This is a genomic window from Streptomyces sp. NPDC048197 (assembly GCF_043202395.1).
Taxonomy (GTDB): Bacteria; Actinomycetota; Actinomycetes; order Streptomycetales; family Streptomycetaceae; genus Streptomyces; species Streptomyces siderophoricus.
Window position 1 is genome coordinate 1 of sequence record NZ_JBIDAJ010000046.1, and the last position, 17,576, is coordinate 17,576.

At 73.9% G+C, this 17,576-nt stretch carries 13 protein-coding genes; 7 read left to right on the forward strand and 6 right to left on the reverse strand.

Features of this window, described 5'->3' with window-relative positions; translation table 11 throughout:
- Positions 1-427: 427 nt before the first annotated feature.
- Both ACGF4C_RS35355 and ptsP read left to right on the forward strand, forming a co-directional pair.
- On the forward strand, positions 428-877 hold the full coding sequence (locus tag ACGF4C_RS35355) for a PTS glucose transporter subunit IIA (protein WP_393572139.1): 450 nt from the start codon (positions 428-430) through the stop codon (positions 875-877).
- Between the two features lie 80 nt (positions 878-957).
- Complete coding sequence (ptsP, locus tag ACGF4C_RS35360) at positions 958-2,628, forward strand: phosphoenolpyruvate--protein phosphotransferase (RefSeq protein ID WP_393572141.1); 1,671 nt, start codon at positions 958-960, stop codon at positions 2,626-2,628.
- A gap of 94 nt (positions 2,629-2,722) precedes the next feature.
- On the opposite strand, the gene ACGF4C_RS35365 is transcribed toward ptsP, so the two are convergent.
- Positions 2,723-3,706, reverse strand: coding sequence for a hypothetical protein (locus ACGF4C_RS35365; protein WP_393572143.1), 984 nt, complete (start codon positions 3,704-3,706; stop codon positions 2,723-2,725).
- 164 nt (positions 3,707-3,870) lie between these two features.
- Positions 3,871-5,889, reverse strand: a complete 2,019-nt coding sequence (locus ACGF4C_RS35370; RefSeq protein ID WP_393572146.1) for an acetoacetate--CoA ligase — start codon at positions 5,887-5,889, stop codon at positions 3,871-3,873.
- 310 nt (positions 5,890-6,199) lie between these two features.
- On the opposite strand from ACGF4C_RS35370, the gene ACGF4C_RS35375 reads away from it, so the two are divergent.
- Together ACGF4C_RS35375 and ACGF4C_RS35380 are read left to right on the forward strand one after the other, a co-directional pair.
- On the forward strand, positions 6,200-8,623 hold the full coding sequence (locus tag ACGF4C_RS35375) for a glycoside hydrolase family 31 protein (RefSeq protein ID WP_393572148.1): 2,424 nt from the start codon (positions 6,200-6,202) through the stop codon (positions 8,621-8,623).
- 84 nt (positions 8,624-8,707) lie between these two features.
- Positions 8,708-9,571, forward strand: coding sequence for a M15 family metallopeptidase (locus ACGF4C_RS35380; protein WP_393572150.1), 864 nt, complete (start codon positions 8,708-8,710; stop codon positions 9,569-9,571).
- Between the two features lie 30 nt (positions 9,572-9,601).
- On the opposite strand, the gene ACGF4C_RS35385 is transcribed toward ACGF4C_RS35380, so the two are convergent.
- Positions 9,602-10,507 carry an NUDIX domain-containing protein gene (locus tag ACGF4C_RS35385; RefSeq protein WP_393572210.1) on the reverse strand — a complete coding sequence of 302 codons (906 nt, stop codon included), beginning with the start codon at positions 10,505-10,507 and terminating at the stop codon, positions 9,602-9,604.
- Positions 10,508-10,865: 358 nt separating this feature from the next.
- On the opposite strand from ACGF4C_RS35385, the gene ACGF4C_RS35390 reads away from it, so the two are divergent.
- The 3 genes from ACGF4C_RS35390 (at position 10,866) to glpK (ending at position 15,173) form a co-directional block, all read left to right on the forward strand.
- Complete coding sequence (locus ACGF4C_RS35390; RefSeq protein ID WP_393572152.1) at positions 10,866-12,572, forward strand: EAL domain-containing protein; 1,707 nt, start codon at positions 10,866-10,868, stop codon at positions 12,570-12,572.
- A gap of 227 nt (positions 12,573-12,799) precedes the next feature.
- Entirely contained in the window at positions 12,800-13,567 is a 768-nt protein-coding gene (locus tag ACGF4C_RS35395) for an MIP/aquaporin family protein (protein ID WP_393572154.1), read from the forward strand.
- A 76-nt stretch (positions 13,568-13,643) separates the two neighbouring features.
- Positions 13,644-15,173, forward strand: a complete 1,530-nt coding sequence (gene glpK / locus ACGF4C_RS35400) for a glycerol kinase GlpK (protein ID WP_393572156.1) — start codon at positions 13,644-13,646, stop codon at positions 15,171-15,173.
- A gap of 73 nt (positions 15,174-15,246) precedes the next feature.
- Here glpK and ACGF4C_RS35405 read toward each other — a convergent pair whose 3' ends face one another.
- The 3 genes from ACGF4C_RS35405 to ACGF4C_RS35415 all read right to left on the reverse strand — a co-directional run bounded on the left by ACGF4C_RS35405 (position 15,247) and on the right by ACGF4C_RS35415 (position 17,575).
- Positions 15,247-15,858, reverse strand: coding sequence for an ATP/GTP-binding protein (locus ACGF4C_RS35405; RefSeq protein WP_393572158.1), 612 nt, complete (start codon positions 15,856-15,858; stop codon positions 15,247-15,249).
- A gap of 163 nt (positions 15,859-16,021) precedes the next feature.
- Positions 16,022-16,633: a TetR/AcrR family transcriptional regulator gene (locus ACGF4C_RS35410; RefSeq protein ID WP_030416101.1), complete on the reverse strand. Its 612-nt coding sequence runs from the start codon at positions 16,631-16,633 to the stop codon at positions 16,022-16,024.
- A gap of 60 nt (positions 16,634-16,693) precedes the next feature.
- Positions 16,694-17,575: an alpha/beta fold hydrolase gene (locus ACGF4C_RS35415; RefSeq protein WP_393572160.1), complete on the reverse strand. Its 882-nt coding sequence runs from the start codon at positions 17,573-17,575 to the stop codon at positions 16,694-16,696.
- Position 17,576: the final 1 nt, after the last annotated feature.

The window sequence follows — 17,576 nt, forward strand, 5'->3', positions numbered from 1 at the left end:
TCTGGCGTTGACTTTTGGCACGCTGTTGAGTTCTCAAGGAACGGACGCTTCCTTTGGACTCCCTCTCGGGCTTCCTCCGGGCGCTTCCCTTCGGTGTTTCACACTCTATCAGGCCTTTTCGGGCTTTCGAACCGCCGCTTTTCTGCAGGCATGCAGAAGCGCTCAATTCTTGAGTCGCGATCAAGACGCTGAGAGTGCCGCCCACCTCGGCCGGGCCGCAGTTGATTGCGGCTGGCTGTCCGGGGCAGGTCTCAGACAGTACAGCTCTGCTGTGGGCGAGGCAAATCGATTCAGCGGGACTCGCGGGGTGCAACCGGCCTCTGTCATGCGGAAGCGTCGATTCTTATGACTTACGCTCTGAACGGTGCGCCGTCCAGGACAGGTAGTGACGGCGGCCTGATGAATCTCCACCCCTGGGAGGCTTCCCATGACCACCGTGACGTCCCCGCTCGCCGGACGCGCCATCGGACTCGCGGCAGTGCCCGACCCGGTGTTCTCCGGAGCGATGGTGGGACCCGGTACCGCCATCGATCCCGTTCGTGAGCCGTCCGCCGCCGTCTCCCCCGTGGACGGTGTCGTCGTGTCGCTGCACCCGCACGCCTTTGTCGTCGTGGACCCCGAGGGCCACGGTGTGCTCACGCACCTCGGTATCGACACCGTTCAGCTCAATGGCGAGGGCTTCGAGCTGCTCGTGAACAAGGGTGACAACGTGACCCGCGGTCAGGAGATCGTGCGCTGGGACCCCGCCGCGGTCGAGGCGGCCGGCAAGTCCCCGGTGTGCCCGGTCGTCGCGCTGGAGGCCACCGCCGACGCGCTCGGTGAGGTGCGCGAGGACGGCGATGTGAAGGCCGGCGACCAGCTCTTCTCCTGGCAGTAGGCCGGGCGCCGTCGCGGACGGCAGGTACGACATTCATCGCGACGGCCCGGGCCGTCGCATCACAACCGGAGACGGGTGCAATGGAGACAACGCTGCGGGGCGTCGGGGTGAGCCACGGTGTGGCCATTGGCGAGGTGCGGCACATGGGTACGGCGGTGCTGGAGCCGCCGGCCAAGCAGATCCCGGCGGAGGAGGCGGAGCGCGAACAGGGGCGCGCCCGCCAGGCCGTCGAGGCGGTGGCCGCCGACCTGATAGCGCGCGGGAACCTGGCCGGTGGTGAGGCGCAGGCCGTGCTGGAGGCCCAGGCGCTGATGGCGCAGGACCCGGAGCTGATGGCGGACGTCGAGCGGCGGGTCGCCGTGGGCAGCACCGCCGAGCGTGCGGTGTACGACGCGTTCGCGGCCTACCGGGCGCTGCTCGCCGGTGCCGGGGAGTACCTCGCGGGGCGGGTCGCGGACCTTGATGATGTGCGCAATCGGATCGTGGCGCGGCTGCTGGGCGTGCCGATGCCGGGTGTGCCGGACAGCGATGAGCCGTATGTGCTGATCGCGCGGGACCTGGCGCCGGCCGACACGGCTCTGCTGGACCCCTCGCTGGTGCTCGGTTTCGTGACCGAGGAGGGCGGGCCGACCAGTCACAGTGCGATTCTCGCGCGGGCGCTGGGGGTGCCGGCCGTGGTCGCGCTGCCGGGTGCGGGTGAGCTGGTCGAGGGCACGGTGATCGCCGTCGACGGCAGCACCGGGGAGATCTTCGTGGAGCCGGGCCCGGCGAAGCGGGCGGAGCTGGAGCGGGCCGCGGCGGAGCGGAAGGCGGCGCTGGCCGCGTCGTCCGGTCCGGGCGCCACCTCCGACGGGCACAAGGTGCCGCTGCTGGCGAACGTCGGTGGCCCGGGTGATGTGGATGCCGCGGTCGAGGCCGGGGCGGAGGGCGTCGGGCTCTTCCGTACGGAGTTCCTGTTCCTGGACGACAGCAAGCAGGCGCCGTCCGAGGAGAAGCAGGTCGAGGCGTACCGGAAGGTGCTGGAGGCCTTTCCGGAGGGGCGCGTGGTCGTGCGCGTGCTGGATGCCGGTGCCGACAAGCCGCTGGACTTCCTGACGCCGGCCGACGAGCCGAACCCGGCGCTGGGCGTGCGGGGTCTGCGCACCCTGCTCGACCACCCCGAGGTGCTGCGGACGCAGCTCTCCGCGCTGGCGAAGGCCGCCGAGGGGCTGCCGGTCTACCTCGAGGTCATGGCGCCGATGGTGGCGGACCGGACCGACGCCAAGGCGTTCGCGGATGCCTGCCGTGCGGCGGGGCTGCGGGCGAAGTTCGGCGCGATGGTGGAGATTCCGTCGGCGGCTCTGCGGGCGCGGTCGATCCTGCAGGAGGTGGAGTTCCTTTCGCTGGGGACCAATGACCTGGCGCAGTACACCTTCGCGGCGGACCGTCAGGTGGGCGCGGTGTCGCGGCTGCAGGATCCGTGGCAGCCGGCGCTGCTGGATCTGGTGGCGCTGTCGGCCGAGGCCGCGAAGGCCGAGGGCAAGAGCTGTGGTGTCTGTGGTGAGGCGGCCTCGGATCCGCTCCTGGCGTGTGTGCTGACGGGGCTCGGTGTCACCAGCCTTTCGATGGGTGCGGCGTCGCTTCCTTATGTGCGGGCGACGCTGGCCAAGCACACGCTGGCGCAGTGCGAGCGTGCGGCGGCCGCGGCGCGTGCGGCGGACACCGCCGAGGACGCGCGGGCGGCCGCGCAGGCGGTGCTCTCCGGGGAGTGAGGCCGGGCGGCGCGCGGCGCCGCACGGGCCTGACGGCCGTCCCGCCTGTGTGGCGGGGCGGCCGTTCTTTTGTGTTCCGGTGTCCGGTGGCCGGTCAGGGGTGGCAGGGGTGGTCGGGCGGGGGTGTCACGGGCAGGCCGGGGGCGTAGCTGACGCCTGGTTCGGGTGGGACGGGCTCGCCGCTGTCGGCGTCGGTGCAGTAGGCGGTGAAGACCTCGCCGGCGCTGAGGGCGTGCGGCCAGGCGGCGCGCAGGGACCAGCCGCGGACCGTGTCGCGGGGTGTGTCGCGCGATGTGCCGCGGATCGGGTGGGTGGCCGGGTCGCCATTGGTGTCATCGGCCGGGTCGGACGCGGTGTCGTCGGGGTCGGGGGTGCTGCGGGAGACGATGCCGCCGGGGGTGCGCAGGGCGAGGCCGGCGGCGAGGACCGTGCAGAAGACCAGGGCTTCGTGTTCGTCGAGCCGGGGGCGGGCGCCGGGGCGGCGGCCGGCGTGCAGGACGGCGAGCAGGGGTGGATCGTCGGCGGCGATGGAGCAGACGAGGTGGTGGGTGCCGTCGCCGAGGGCGTCGAGGATGCCTTGGACGGCCTGGCCGGCGCGGGTGAAGGCGGCGTGGGCGAGGTCGGCGCCGCAGGTCTCGCAGCGGCCGGCTCGGGTGAGCAGGGCGGTGGCGTGGTCCCAGGTCGCCTGGCGGTCGGCCTCGGCGGCGAGTAACGGGAGGAGCTGGGTCAGCGGCTCGCCGTCGTAGGTGACGGTGGCGCCGGTGCGGGCCACTTCGGCGGTGTAGCGGCTGCGGCTGTCGGGCCGGTCGGGGTCCAGGGAGCGGTCGGCGCAGTACCGCGCGTAGGCGGCCGGGTCGAAGAGGCCGACGGTGGTGAGGACGCCCTGGGCGGCGCGGGTGCGCAGCAGGGTCTCCATCTGGCGGAGGTAGCCGGCGTGGTCGTCGAACGGGAAGCTGGCGTACCGGCGCATGGCGGTGAAGTCGCGCTCGTCGGCGAGGACGGCGGCGGCGCCGGGCATTTCGCGGCGCAGGCTGCGGCGGGCGGCGGCCGGGTCGGTGGGCCGGGATGTGGTGGTCATGGTTCCCCCTCGGTGGTGTCGGTTGCGGAGTGGCCGCCGGGCCGGGCGGGTGCACGGCCCGGCGTCCACTCGTCACCGAGAGTAATCGGGGGGTCTGACAACGGCGTCCGGCGCCGGGCCCGGGTGCGGGTCGGCGGGTCCGGATCCGGCGGCGGCCCGGGGTGTTACCGAGCTCGGTCGCGGGCCACCTGCTCGTAGAAGCGGAGGAGTTCGAGGTTGTCGACCGAGCCGGGGTTGACGGCCTTGTCGAGCGGGGTGCCCTGGAGGAGGCGTTTGACGGGCACTTCGATGCGCTTGCCGGTGAGGGTGTGCGGGACGCCGGGGGCCTCGATGATGTCGTCGGGGACGTGGCGCGGGGAGAGCTGTTCGCGGATGGTGCGCTTGATGCGGTCGCGGAGCGCGTCGTCGAGGGTGGCGCCCGGGGCGAGGTGGACGAAGAGCGGCATCCAGTAGCCGCCGTCGGGGAGTTCCAGGCCGATGACGAGGGATTCGCGGATCTCGGGGAGGCGTTCGACGGCTTCGTAGATGTCGGCGGAGCCCATCCGGACGCCCTGGCGGTTGAGGGTGGAGTCGGAGCGTCCGTGGATGATGACGCTGCCGCGGGAGGTGACGGTGATCCAGTCGCCGTGCCGCCAGACGCCGGGGTACATGTCGAAGTAGCTGTCGTGGTAGCGGGTGCCGTCGGGGTCGTTCCAGAAGCGGGTGGGCATGGACGGCATGGGGTTGGTGACGACGAGTTCGCCGACCTCGTCGATGACGGGCTTGCCCTGCGGGTCCCAGGCCTGCAGGTCGGTGCCGAGGCAGGGGGCCTGGAGTTCGCCGATGTGGACCGGGAGGGTGGGGACGGCGCCGGCGAAGCAGCTGCAGACGTCGGTGCCGCCGCTGACGGAGGCGGTCCACAGGTCCGCGCCGCTCTCCGCGAAGGAGTCGTGCAGCCAGCGGAAGCCGTCCGGGGGGAGCGGGGAGCCGGTGGTGGCGACGCAGGTGACGGCGGAGAGGTCGAGGTCGCGGGCGGGGTGGATGCCGGCCTTGCGGCAGGCCATGACGTATGCGGCGGATGTGCCGAAGACGGTGGCGCGGGTGGCCTCGGCGACCCGCCATTGGGCGGCGATGTCGGGGTGTCCGGGGCTGCCGTCGTAGAGGACGATCGTGGCGCCGACCAGGAGGCCGGCGACGAGGAAGTTCCACATCATCCAGCCGGTGGAGGTGTACCAGAAGAACCGGTCGTCGGGGCCGAGGTCGCAGTGCAGGCCGGTCTGTTTGAGGTGTTCGAGGAGGATGCCGCCCTGGGACTGGACGATGGCCTTGGGCAGGCCGGTGGTGCCGGAGGAGTACAGCACCCAGAGGGGGTGGTCGAAGGGAAGCTGTTCGTAGACCGGTTCGGTGTCGTTTCCGGTCAGGTCCGACCAGTTGAGGGCGCCCTCGGGGGCGGGGGTGCCGAGCAGGGGGATGTGGACGACGGCGCGCAGGGTGGGGAGTTCGGCGCGGAGTTCGGTGACGGTGTCGCGGCGGTCGTGTTCCTTGCCGCCGTAGCGGTAGCCGTCGACGGTGAACAGGACGACCGGTTCGATCTGCTGGAAGCGGTCCAGGACGCTGCGGGCGCCGAAGTCGGGGGCGCAGGAGGTCCAGACGCCGCCGACCGCGGCGGTGGCGAGCAGGGCGACGACGGCCTGCGGGACGTTGGGGAGGTAGCCGCTGACGCGGTCGCCGGGGCGGACGCCGAGGCGGCGGAGTTCGGCGGCCAGCGAGCCGACCTGGGCGCGCAGCTGCCGCCAGGTGACGGGGGCCGGTTCGTGGGTCTCGTCGACGTACAGCAGGGCGGGGGTGTCGGCGCGGGCCGGGTCCTCGCCGGCGCGCAGGGCGTGTTCGGCGTAGTTGAGGGTGGCGCCGGGGAACCAGCGGGCGCCGGGCATCGCGCGGTCGGCGAGCACGGTCTCGTAGGGGGTGGCGAACCGGACGTCGAACCAGGCGGCGACGGCGCGCCAGAAGGCGGGGAGGTCGTCGACGGACCAGCGGTGCAGGTCGGCGTAGCTCGTGGCGGGGTCGCCCGGGGTGGGGGCGGGGGCGCCGTGGCGGGCGGCGGCCCAGGTGTGGAAGCGGGTGACCTGTGCGCCGGCGATCCGGTCCGGGCCGGGCTGCCAGAGGGGTTCCGGCCGGTGGGCGGAGTGCGGTGCGGTGGTCATGAGGCGGCTCCCGGGTGGTACGCGGCGTATGCGCCGGGCGCGCACCATGGTGGGGGTCTCCCGGCCTGACGTGTGCGCGTGACACGGCTTGTCTGGACGATGCCATGTGATCGTCTTGTGCACCAGGGCCGACCGCCCACATTCGGGGGGTGCGGAATGTGGTGGGCCTACGTGGCCGGGGCGGCGCGGGCGGATTCCGGCCACCGGCCGCCCCACCCCGGGCCTCGGCGTGGCCGAGCGTGACCCCGTGCAGGTGAACGGCAGTTGAACGATGCCCGCCCGCCCGGGCGGCAATGGCAGGCTGACCGGCATGGACGGGCGTGATCTGGTGCGATCGGTACGGGTGGTCAGGGCGGTCGGGCCGGCGCAGGGGCTCCGCTCCGTGCGCGCGGCGTGGCGGGCGCGGCGGGCGGATGCGGTGGCGTTGCCGGCGCGTGCGCCGGAGCGGGCGCGGGTGCCGGGGGCGGCCACGGGGGCGGAGCCGCAGCCGGGCGGCGGGGTGATCCACTTCGCGCGGTCGTCGCTGCGGGTGCGGGTGGCGACCGGTGGTGCGGTGTTCTGCGGCTGGGGCGGTGCCGGGCCGGAGCCGTCGTACGCGCTGGCCGGGGCGTGTCCCGAGGTGGACGCGCGGGCGGTGCTGGAGCCCGATACGGAGGGCGGCTGGCGGGTGGTGTCCGAGCGGGTGCTGGTGGCGGTGTCCCGGCACGGTGCGGTGGAGGTGCGCACGCCGGGCGGGGCGGTGCTGCGGCGGGAACTGCCACCGCGCTGGTGGGACCGTACGGCGGGGCCGGACGGGGCGGGTGAGCGGGCCGGGGGGCCGGAGGGCGGCGACGGGTCGCGGTGGGTGCAGCGGTCCGAGGTGGCGGCCGATGCGCGGTTCTTCGGGCTGGGCGGCCGGGCACACGGGCCGCGGCTGCGGGACGGTTCCTACCGGTTGTGGAACACCGATCCGGGCGGCGCGTTCGTGCCGGGGGACGATCCGCTGTCGCTGACGATGCCGGTGCAGTTGGTGGTGGCGGACGCCGGAACACATCTGGTTTTTCACGACAATTCATGGGACGGCCGGGTGCTGCTGCGCGAGGGTGCGGAGGGCGCCGGTTCCGGGCACGACCGGCCGGGCACGTGTGAGCTGCGGATGGACGGCGGGCCGCTGCGCTACTGGGTGCTGGCCGGGACGCCGGCCCGGGTGCTGCAGATGTGGACGGCGCTGACGGGGGCGCCGGCGCTGCCGCCCCGGTGGGCGCTGGGGTACCAGCATGCCCGGTGGGGGTTCGGCGGCCAGGACGAGGTGCGCCGGATCGTGGCCGGCTACAAGGAGCGGGAGCTTCCGCTGACGGCCGTCCATCTGGACATCGACCACTTCGACCGCCACCGGGGCTTCACCGTGGACCGTGCGCGCTATCCCGATCTGCCGGGCCTGGCACGGGAGTTGCGGGCCGACGGGGTGCGGCTGGTGTCGATCGTGGACCCGGCGGTGAAGGCGGAGCCGGGGGACGCGGTCTACGAGGGCGGGGCGGCGGCCGATGCCTTCGTACGGGACGCGCGGGGGCGGGAGGTGCGCGGGGTGGTGTGGCCGGGTGAGTCGGTGTACCCGGATTTCACCGATGCGCGGGTGCGCAAGTGGTGGGGTGCGCTGTACGCGGAGCGGCTGGCGCAGGGTTTCTCGGGGTTCTGGCACGACATGAACGAGCCGGTGTCGTTCGCGCCCTTCGGGGAGCAGACGCTGCCGCGGTCGGCCCGGCACGCGCTGGAGGGCCGGGGCGGGGACCACCGGGAGGCGCACAACGTCTACGGGCTGGCGATGGCCCGGGCGGGGTTCGAGGGGCTGTGTGAACTGCGGCCGGACGAGCGGCCGTTCCTGTTCTCGCGGGCCGGCTGGGCGGGGCTCCAGAGGTACGGGGGCACCTGGTCGGGGGATGTCGCGACGGGGTGGGAGGGGCTGCGGGCCTCGCTGTCGCTCGTCCTGGGGCTGGGGTTGTGCGGGGTGCCGTACAGCGGCCCGGACGTCGGCGGGTTCTCCGGGGTGCCGTCGCCGGAGCTGTATGTGCGCTGGTTCCAACTGGCCGCCTACCTCCCGCTGTTCCGGACGCATTCCGCGGTGTGGGCGGGCCGCCGGGAGCCGTGGGAGTTCGGTATAGCCGCGCTCGACCACGCCCGCGCGGCGCTGCGCGAGCGGGAGCGGTTGCTGCCGTACTTCGTGACGCTGGGCCAGTTGGCGCGGCTGGCGGGGGCACCGTATGTGCGCCCGGTGTGGTGGAGTTCGCCGCGGGACCGGGCGCTGCGGGACTGCGGGGACGCGTTCTTGCTGGGGGACGCGCTGCTGGTGGCGCCGGTGCTGCAGGCGGGGGTGACCCGGCGGGCGGTGCGGCTGCCGCGCGGGCGGTGGTACGACACCGCGACCGGGCGGGCCTACGAGGGGCCCGGGCAGGTGTGGGTGGACGCGCCGCTGTCGCGGATTCCGGTGCTGGCGCGGGCGGGGGCGGTGCTTCCGGTGGCGGACGGGGACGGGGGGACGGAGCTGGAGGTGTGGGCTCCGGTGGCCGGCCGGGAGGGCGGCGGGCTGGTGGTTCCGGACGCCGGGGACGGCTGGCAACGGCCCACGGTGGAGCGCTTCGTGACGCGGCGGGAGGCAGACGGCCGGGTGGTCGTGGAGCGGCGGGACGGGGGCGCGGTGGGGTATCGCGTACGGGTGCGGGGGCTGGCGGAGGAGGTGCCGGCGGGGGCGGACGGGTGACGCGGGAGGCCGGTCCCCGCCCCAGGGCTGCGGGCCGGTGATCGGGGTCTTCCGCCGGGCCGCCGCGCCTGATAGACGGGGGCCATGCCGAGACCGATACTCGCTGCCGCGCTGCGCGGCGCCGCCACCGTCGCCGCTGCCGCCGCCCTGCTGGCCGTCACCGCGCTCTCCCCCGCCACGGCGGCCCCGGCCGCCCGGCCCGCCCCGCCGTCCACGTCGGCCCACGACCCCAGGGCACCCGGGGAGTTCGTCGCCCTGCGGGACATCGATCCCACCGTCCTCCAGGAGATGCGTTACGCGACCCCGCACAACTTCATGGGCGTCGCGGTGACCGGCTACCGGGCGCCGATCTGCCTGCTGACCAGGGATGCGGCGTGGGCGCTGCACCGGGCGCAGCGCGCGTTCCTGCGCCGGGGCTACTCCCTCAAGGTGTACGACTGCTACCGGCCGCAGCGCGCCGTGAACCACTTCGTGGCGTGGGCGGAGGACCTCGGTGACCAGCGGATGAAGGGCGAGTTCTATCCGCGGGTCGACAAGTCGACGCTGTTCCGGGACGGCTATATCGCCGAGAAGTCCGGGCACAGCCGGGGCAGTACCGTCGATCTGACGCTGGTGCGTCTGCCCGCGCTGCCCACCCGCCCGTATGTGCCGGGTGAGCCGCTGACGCCCTGTTACGGGCCGCGGGCGGCCCGCTTCCCGGACAACTCGCTGGACATGGGGACCGGGTTCGACTGCTTCGACACCCTGGCGCACACCCTCGACCCGCGGATCGCGGGCGTGCAGCGGGCGAACCGGCTGCTGCTCAAGGACGGCCTGGAGCGGGCGGGGTTCGTCAACTATGCGGCGGAGTGGTGGCATTACACCTTCACCCCGGAGACGTTCCCGGACACCTACTTCGACTTCCCGGTGTCCCGCCGGTCGCTGACCGGGCACCGGCCGCGCGGCTGACCTGGCGGGACGTGACCGGGCGCGGTGCCGTCAGGAACCGTCCCGGTCCGGGCGCAGCAGGGCAGGGTGCAGCAGGGCGGCGTCGCCCGCCCGGTAGAGGCGGGCACGCGGGCCGCCGCGGGCTCCTCCGCGGGCCGCGGTGGCGCCGGTGGGCTCGACGAAGCCGGGGACGGAGAGCACCTTGCGGTGGAAGTTGCCGGCGTGCAGCGGGCTGCCCCAGACGGATTCGTAGACGCCGCGGAGTTCGGCGATGGTGAATTCCTCGCCGAGGAAGGCGGTGGCCAGCGGGGTGTACTCGATCTTGGCGCGGGCGCGGTCCAGGCCGTCGGCGACGATCCTGGCGTGGTCGAAGGCGAGCGGCAGCGGGGCCGGTGCGTCCGGCCCCGGCGCGGTGCCGTCCGGGGTCCGGGGCACGGAATCACCCCCGTCGATCCCGTGCCCCGGACCCTGCTGTGAGGGACGCGGGCGGGCCGCGTCCGGTTCGCCGGAGGTCCCTGCCGTACGGTCCCGGTCCCCGGCCGCGCTCCCCCGGGGCGGCGTCCGGTCCGTACGGCCGTCCTGGCACGCGCCGAGGGCGAGCCGGGAGACCGGGATCCAGGCCGCGGCGGTCGCGTCGCCGCCGCCGCGGGCCTCGGGGAGGTCGGGGGCGAAGGCGAGGTAGGCGACGGTGACGACCGGCATCCGCGGGTCGCGGGCCGGTTCGCCGTAGGAGCCGAGCTGTTCGAGGTGGACGCGTTCCAGGTGGGCGGCGTCCAGGCCGGTTTCCTCGGCGAGTTCGCGGGCCGCGGCGGCGTCGAGGGACTCCTGGCCGGCGCGGACGAAGCCGCCGGGCAGGGCCCAGGCGCCGCGGAAGGGGCGGCCGCCGCGTTCGACGAGCAGGACGTGCAGCGCGCCGCCGCGCAGGGTGAGCGCGACGATGTCGACGGTCACGGCGATGGCGGGGAAGTCCCGGGGGTCGTAGGCGGCGAGGAAGGCGCTGTCGTCGCCGCGGTCGGTGCCGACTTGCTTGGCGCGCCGTCCCTTTCCGGTCATGACCGTCACCCCCCAGCGGTTGTTCTCACCCTGAGTCTTTCTCGGGGCGAGAACAACATAGCAATCGGGGTGCGGCACGGTCCAGTCCGTTCTTCTCGTCCGGGCCGGCCGGGTCCTCGGCGGCGCGGCCGGCCGGCGTATCGCGCCCGGTCGAACGCGGTGTGTGCGTTGCGGGGGCAGCCGTCCGTACGCTCCGGAAGGATGCGTGAACAGTGCGTTAATCACACATCGTGGCGGTCCGTCACGGGGCATGCTGCTGCCCGTGCCTGCGTGGACGGACCAGCTTCGCTTCGCCTTCCAGCCCGTGGTGAACCTCTCGACCGGTTCGGTCGCGGCGATGGAGATACTCGCCCGCCCCGAGCCGGGTGCGGCCGACGTCCTGACGTCCGCGCGGCGCTGCCCGGACCTGGACGCCGAACTGGCCGCGCTCGCGGTCCGGGCGGCGTCGCACCAGGAGACCCTGCTGCCGCTGCACGTCAACGTCTTCGCCGGCACGGTCGCCGAGCTGCCCCGGCTGACGTCGCTGACCAAGGCCGTGCACGAGGTGGGCCGGCGCCCGTGGGAGGTCACCCTGGACATCGGCGGGCCGTTCCTGCACGTCCCGGGCGCGGCGCTGCTGGAGTCGGTGGCGGGCCTGCGGGACGAGGGCTTCCGGATCTGCGCGGACGGGGTCGGCGACGGCGATCTGCCGCTGCGGCTGCTCGGCGCGCTCGCACCGGACCTGGTCAAGCTCGACCGGTCGCTGTGCGCGGGCCTCGACGCCGACCGGGGCCGGCAGGCGGTGGTGGCCGCGATGCGGGAGCTGTGCGAGCGGACCGGCGGGCTGCTGGCCATCGAGGGGGTGGAGACCGAGCGGCAGTACGCGGCGGTGCGGGACGCCGGGGTGCAGCTGGCGCAGGGCCATCTGTTCGCCCCGCCGGCGCGGCGGCCGGCCACCGACGTGTACCTGCCGCCGTCGGTGTCCCCGGTGGTGAGCGGGCCGGCCGCGGCGACGTACCGGCCGCCGTCCGGGCCGCCGGTGGCGCAGTTCCTGCAGCCGGCCGCGCTGTTGCCGATGACGGCGTCGGCGGGCGCGGTGCGCAGCCATCTCACGGGTTTTCCCGAGGTGTCGGGGGTGCTGCTGGTGGACACCGACGGGGTGCCGGTCCGGGCGATCGACCGGGACCGGTTCCTGCTGTCGCTGTCCGGGCGGTACGGGCATGCGCTGTACGCGGACCGGCCGGCGCTGCGGCTGGCGGACCGGCCGCGGACGGTCGGTGCGGACGCCACCGCCTGGCAGGTGCTCGACGTGATCGCGGAGGGCGACCGGGCGCGTACCGGGGACGACGTGGCGGTGGTGGACGAGCGGGGCCGGTGCATGGGCGTGGTGCATCTCGCCGACATCCTGCGGGCGTTGGCGGAGAGCCGGGTGGAGGAGGCGGCCCGGCTCAATCCGCTGACCCGGCTGCCCGGTTCGGACGAGGTCAACGCGGAGGTGGACCGGCGGATCGCCGAAGGGCGGGCGTTCGCGCTGAGCTGGCTGGACGTGGACGGGTTCAAGCAGGTCAACGACGGTGCGGGGTTCGCGGCGGGCGATGAGCTGATCCGCTCGGTGGGGCGGACGCTGGCCGGGGTCGCAGCGGACGAGCCGTCCTGCCGGGTGGGCCACATCGGCGGTGACGACTTCCTGGTGCTGGCCGAACCGGACGGGCTGGAGCCGTTCGCGGCCGCGCTGCTGGACGTCGCCTGGGAGGCGGGCGGCCGGCCGGTGACGCTGTCGCTGGCGACGGTGGTGTGCCCGCCGGGCAGCGTCGGCGGGCACCACGAGGCCGCGGCCGCGCTCGCCCCGCTGAAGAAGGAGGCCAAGGCACTGCCGGGGGCGAGCTGGGTGGTGGGCCGGCCGGGTTCGGCGGGTACGGAGGTGCGCCGGGGGGCGGTGGCCCGGGTGCCGGGCCCGGCCGGGCCGGAGGGGCTGTGGGCACGGGGCTGACGGCGGTCGGCCGGCACGGGGAAGGGCCGCCGTTCGTGGTCAACGGCCGCTGCTGCGGGCGACCTTGACGCTCCCTCAGCCCGGGTGAACACTTCCCCGTGCCATGTCGGCAGCGCCGCACTCCGGCGCCCCGGCCGGGTGGCAGCGGCTGCCCGCTGCCCGCCGGTGGCACGCACCCGACCGCGGAGGACCGGGGGACGTCCCCGGGCCAGGGACAAGGAGCCGCCATGTATACCAATGGGGACATCGTCGTCGGTGAAGTGATCGGTACCGCGATCCTGATTCTCTTCGGTGCGGGGGTGTGCGCCGCGGTCACCCTGCACCACTCCAAGGCACGTGGCGCCGGCTGGGTCGTGATCGCCTTCGGCTGGGGCCTGGGCGTGCTGGCCGGGGCGTACACCGCGGCGCCGCTGTCCGGCGGGCACCTCAATCCGGCGGTGACGGTCGGCTCGGCGGTCGCGGGCGGCACGCCGTGGTCGAAGGTGCCGGTGTACGTGCTGGCGCAGATGGTGGGCGCGGCGATCGGGGCAGTGCTGGCCTGGGCGCTGTACTACGCGCAGTTCGCCGCGAACGCCGAGGAGGGCAAGGCGCAGCCCACGCTGGGGGTGTTCTCGACCGCCCCGGAGATCCGCAAGCCGGTGGCCAATCTCGTCACCGAGGTCATCGCCACCGTCGGGCTGGTCCTGCCGCTGCTGTTCTTCGGGGAGAACAAGGGCATCGGGATCGGCCAGGTGCCCGGCGAGCGGGCCGGGGTGTACGGGTCGGGCATCAATGTGCTGCTGGTCGCGCTGCTGGTGGTGGGGATCGGGCTGTCGCTGGGCGGGCCGACCGGTTACGCGATCAATCCGGCCCGGGACCTCGGTCCGCGGGTGGTGCACGCCCTGCTGCCGATTCCCAACAAGGGGTCGTCGGACTGGGGTTACGCCTGGATCCCGGTGGCCGGGCCGCTGATCGGCGCGGTGCTCTCCGGACTGGTCCACCAGGCGGCATTCTGACCGGTGCGGCCGCACGAAGGCGGGCGCACCACGGGTGCGACCCGGGTACCCACTCGGAGCCAGGAGGCCTGACGGCATGAACCAGCACACCGAGAAGTACGTCGCCGCGATCGATCAGGGCACCACGTCGAGCCGCTGCATCATCTTCGACCACGACGGGTCGATCGTCGCCGTGGACCAGCGCGAGCACCGGCAGATCTTCCCCCGGCCCGGCTGGGTGGAACACGACGCGACGGAGATCTGGACGAAGGTGCAGGCCGTGGTGGCGGGTGCGCTCACCAAGGCGGGGCTGCGCGCCGACCAGCTCAGCGCGCTGGGGATCACCAACCAGCGGGAGACCACCGTGCTGTGGGACCGGGCCACCGGCCGGCCGGTGCACCACGCGATCGTCTGGCAGGACACCCGCACCTCGCAGCTGTGTGCGGAGCTGGGCGGCGCGGACGGCCAGGACCGGTTCCGCGAGGCCACCGGTCTGCCGCTGGCGAGTTACTTCTCCGGGCCGAAGGCGGCCTGGCTGCTGGACGAGGTGCCGGGCCTGCGGGCGCGTGCCGAGCGCGGCGAGATCGCGTTCGGCACCATCGACTCCTGGCTGATCTGGAACCTGACCGGCGGCATCGACGGCGGGGTGCACGTCACGGACGTGACCAACGCGGGCCGCACGATGCTGATGAACCTCGCGACCCTGCAGTGGGATCCGGCGATCCTGGCGGCAATGAACGTGCCCGCCGCGATGCTGCCGGAGATCCGCTCGTCGGCGGAGGTGTACGGCTCCGCGGTGGGCCAGCTCCAGGGGGTGCCGGTGGCGTCCGCGCTGGGCGACCAGCAGGCGGCGGTCTTCGGGCAGACCTGTTACGGCGTCGGCGAGGCCAAGAACACCTACGGCACCGGTTCGTTCCTGCTGCTGAACACCGGCAACCGCCCGGTGGCGTCGAAGAGCGGGCTGCTGACGACCATGGGCTACCAGCTGGGCGGTGAGGACCCGGTCTACTGTCTGGAGGGGTCCATCGCCATCACGGGTGCGCTGGTGCAGTGGTTCCGCGACCAGCTCGGCATCATCTCCTCGGCCGAGGAGATCGAGCAGCTGGCGGCGAGCGTCCCGGACAACGGCGGGGCGTACATCGTGCCGGCGTTCTCCGGTCTCTTCGCGCCGTACTGGCGCTCCGACGCCCGCGGGGTGATCACGGGCCTGACCGGTTTCGTCACCAAGGCGCATCTGGCCCGCGCCGTTCTGGAGGCGACCAGCTGGCAGACCCGGGAGGTGGTGGACGCGATGTTCCAGGACTCCGGGGTGCGGATCACCCAGCTGAAGGTGGACGGCGGGATGACCGCCAACAAGCTGCTGATGCAGCATCAGGCGGATGTGCTGGGCGTGCCGGTGATCCGGCCGGTGATCTCGGAGACCACCTGTCTGGGCGCGGCCTACGCGGCGGGGCTGGCCACCGGTGTGTGGCAGGACCTGGACGAGCTGCGCAGCCACTGGAAGCGCGACACCGAGTGGGTGCCGCGGATGGACGGTGCGGTCCGGGACCGCGAGTACGCCAACTGGCGGCGGGCGGTGGAGCGGAGCTTCGGCTGGCTGACCGAGGACGGCTCGTCGGCTTCCTAGCGGCGGGCGGCGGACGTACGGCCCGGGCCCCGGACGGCGGGGTGCGGGCCGTACCCGTGCGGCTGGTCCCCGGTCAGGGCAGGGCGGGCTCCCGGCGCCGGCCGCCGGTCCGCATCGCGTGCTCGACGACGGCGATCAGCACGTCCCTGGCCGAGTCCCGCTCCCGGGCGTCGCAGAGCATCACCGGCACGTCGGGGTCGAGGTCCAGGGCGTCGCGGACCGCGTCGGGCGGGTAGCGGTCGGCGCCGTCGAAGCAGTTCACGGCCACGGTGAAGGGCAGTTGGCGGCGCTCGAAGTAGTCGATCGCGGCGAAGCTGTCGGCGAGCCGGCGGGTGTCGGCGAGGACCACCGCGCCCAGCGCGCCGCGGGCGAGCTCGTCCCAGAGGAACCAGAAGCGGTCCTGTCCGGGGGTGCCGAAGAGGTAGAGGACCAGTTGGTCGTTGACGGTGATCCGCCCGAAGTCCATGGCGACGGTGGTGGTGTTCTTGGCCTCCACCCCCTGGAGGTCGTCGACCGGGCGGCCCGCCTCGGTCAGCCGCTCCTCGGTGCGCAGCGGTTTGATCTCGCTGACGGCGCCGACCAGTGTGGTCTTGCCGACGCCGAAGCCGCCGGCCACCAGGATCTTGAGCGTCACCGGGTCGGCGGCGACGGTCTGCTGACGACGGTCCGAACGCCCGAAGACCATGGGTACCTTCTCCTGTATTGCCGGGTGTGCGGGTGGTGCTCACGTCTGTGCCCCCGGGCGTGGTGGGGAGCGGGCAGCAGGCGCACAGGCACCGTACAACGTGCTCGGCGCGCCGCCCACTTGAGATCCGTCACGCTTGGGACACGGCCGTGGGGGCGGCCGTTCAGCGCGGGGCGAGGGTCTGGGGCCGGTCGAGGAGGCCCAGCAGGCTCACATGGCCGGCCTCGATGAAGGCGCAGAGCTCCTCCTCGGTGCCGTGCTCCGCCATCTGCCAGGTGATGGCGGCCTCTTCGGCGAAGGCCATCCAGGCGCGGGTGGCGACCTCCAGCCGCGGGGCCTGGGGCAGGCCGAGCCGCCGCTGCCCCTCGCGGACCCGGCGGGCGACCGTGGCGCGGGTTTCGTCGACGAGGTCGGCGACCGCGGGGTGGCTGCCCGCCGCGCCGCGTACCAGGGCGAGGTACACCTGACGGTGTTCCAGGACGTAGGCCACGAAACCGGCGATGAAGGCGCGCATCCAGGCGACCGGTTCCAGGCCGGCGGCCGGTTCGGTCGCGGCGGTGAAGCGGTCGCAGGCGGCGCGGACCACGGCGCGGTAGAAGTCGCGCTTGGAGTCGAAGTAGTGGAAGAGCAGCCCGCGGGAGATGCCGGCGCGCCGGGCGACCTCGTCGGTGGACAGTTCGTCCAGGGCCCGGTCGGCGAGCATCTCCAGCCCGATGCCGACCAGTTGCTCCCGGCGCTGGTCGGGGGTGAGTCGGGTGCCTCGCTTGCCGGACATGCCCGCAGTGTACGGCGGTGCCGGGCCGGGTCCGGGCGGCCGTGGCGGCCCGGCCAGGCGTCAGGCGTGCCGGGCGAGGTGGTCGAGGATCGGGGGCGTGACGAGCCCGGGGACCTCTTCGGGGAGCCAGTGGCTGGCGCCCTCCAGGACCTCGAAGTGGTACGGGCCGTCCACCCACTCCCCCGTCGACGCGGCCGCGCCCCGGCCCAGGGCGACGTCCTCGCTGCCCCACAGGAAGAGGGTGGGCACGGCGATCCGGCCGGCCGGCACCGAGATGACGGACTCGGGGGCGCGGTACCAGTTGAGGGTGGCGGTGAGCGCGCCCGGTGCCGAGAGCCGGCGGAGGTTGCCGTCGACCAGCGCCTTGGGGACCTTTCCGCCGTAGACGGCGCGCAGCCGGGCCGCGTCGTCGGCGAGCAGGGCCGCCTCGGCGGCGCCGTCGTCACGGCGGAAGAAGCGGACGTAGTCGAGGCGGTGATGCTGTGTGGGGTCCTCGGCGGCGGCCCGGTTGAGGGCCTCCGGGTGGGGGGTGGCCAGCACGCTCAGGGACTTCAGCCGCTCGGGGTGGGCGCCGGCCAGCGCCCAGGCGACCATGCCGCCCCAGTCGTGGGAGACCAGGTGGAAGCGGCCGGCGCCCTGGGAGTCGGCGAAGGCGAGGGCGTCGGCGACGAGTTCGGGGACGGCGTAGTCCGCGATCCGGGGCGGGCGGGCGCCGGGGGCGTAACCGCGCTGGTCGACGGCGACGGCCCGGTAGCCGGCCGCGCCCAGGGCGGGCAGCACCTCGCTCCAGCAGTCGGCGAACTCCGGCCAGCCGTGCAGCAGCAGGACGAGGTCCCCGTCGGCGGGCCCGCAGGCCAGGGCGTCATGGGTGTGCGGCCCGACCTGGATCTCCAGGCGCTCGAAGTCGGCGGGGGCCGGGGCCGGGGTGGCGTCGGTGGGCATG

Excerpts from the sequence above, each read along its gene's own strand:
- ACGF4C_RS35375 (WP_393572148.1), top strand. The coding sequence starts at position 6,200 with ATGGACGGGCGTGATCTGGTGCGATCGGTACGGGTGGTCAGGGCGGTC.
- ACGF4C_RS35370 (WP_393572146.1), bottom strand. The coding sequence starts at position 5,889 with ATGACCACCGCACCGCACTCCGCCCACCGGCCGGAACCCCTCTGGCAG.
- ACGF4C_RS35415 (WP_393572160.1), bottom strand. The coding sequence starts at position 17,575 with ATGCCCACCGACGCCACCCCGGCCCCGGCCCCCGCCGACTTCGAGCGC.
- glpK (WP_393572156.1), top strand. The coding sequence starts at position 13,644 with ATGAACCAGCACACCGAGAAGTACGTCGCCGCGATCGATCAGGGCACC.
- ptsP (WP_393572141.1), top strand. The coding sequence starts at position 958 with ATGGAGACAACGCTGCGGGGCGTCGGGGTGAGCCACGGTGTGGCCATT.
- ACGF4C_RS35365 (WP_393572143.1), bottom strand. The coding sequence starts at position 3,706 with ATGACCACCACATCCCGGCCCACCGACCCGGCCGCCGCCCGCCGCAGC.
- ACGF4C_RS35405 (WP_393572158.1), bottom strand. The coding sequence starts at position 15,858 with ATGGTCTTCGGGCGTTCGGACCGTCGTCAGCAGACCGTCGCCGCCGAC.
- ACGF4C_RS35380 (WP_393572150.1), top strand. The coding sequence starts at position 8,708 with ATGCCGAGACCGATACTCGCTGCCGCGCTGCGCGGCGCCGCCACCGTC.
- ACGF4C_RS35395 (WP_393572154.1), top strand. The coding sequence starts at position 12,800 with ATGTATACCAATGGGGACATCGTCGTCGGTGAAGTGATCGGTACCGCG.
- ACGF4C_RS35355 (WP_393572139.1), top strand. The coding sequence starts at position 428 with ATGACCACCGTGACGTCCCCGCTCGCCGGACGCGCCATCGGACTCGCG.
- ACGF4C_RS35410 (WP_030416101.1), bottom strand. The coding sequence starts at position 16,633 with ATGTCCGGCAAGCGAGGCACCCGACTCACCCCCGACCAGCGCCGGGAG.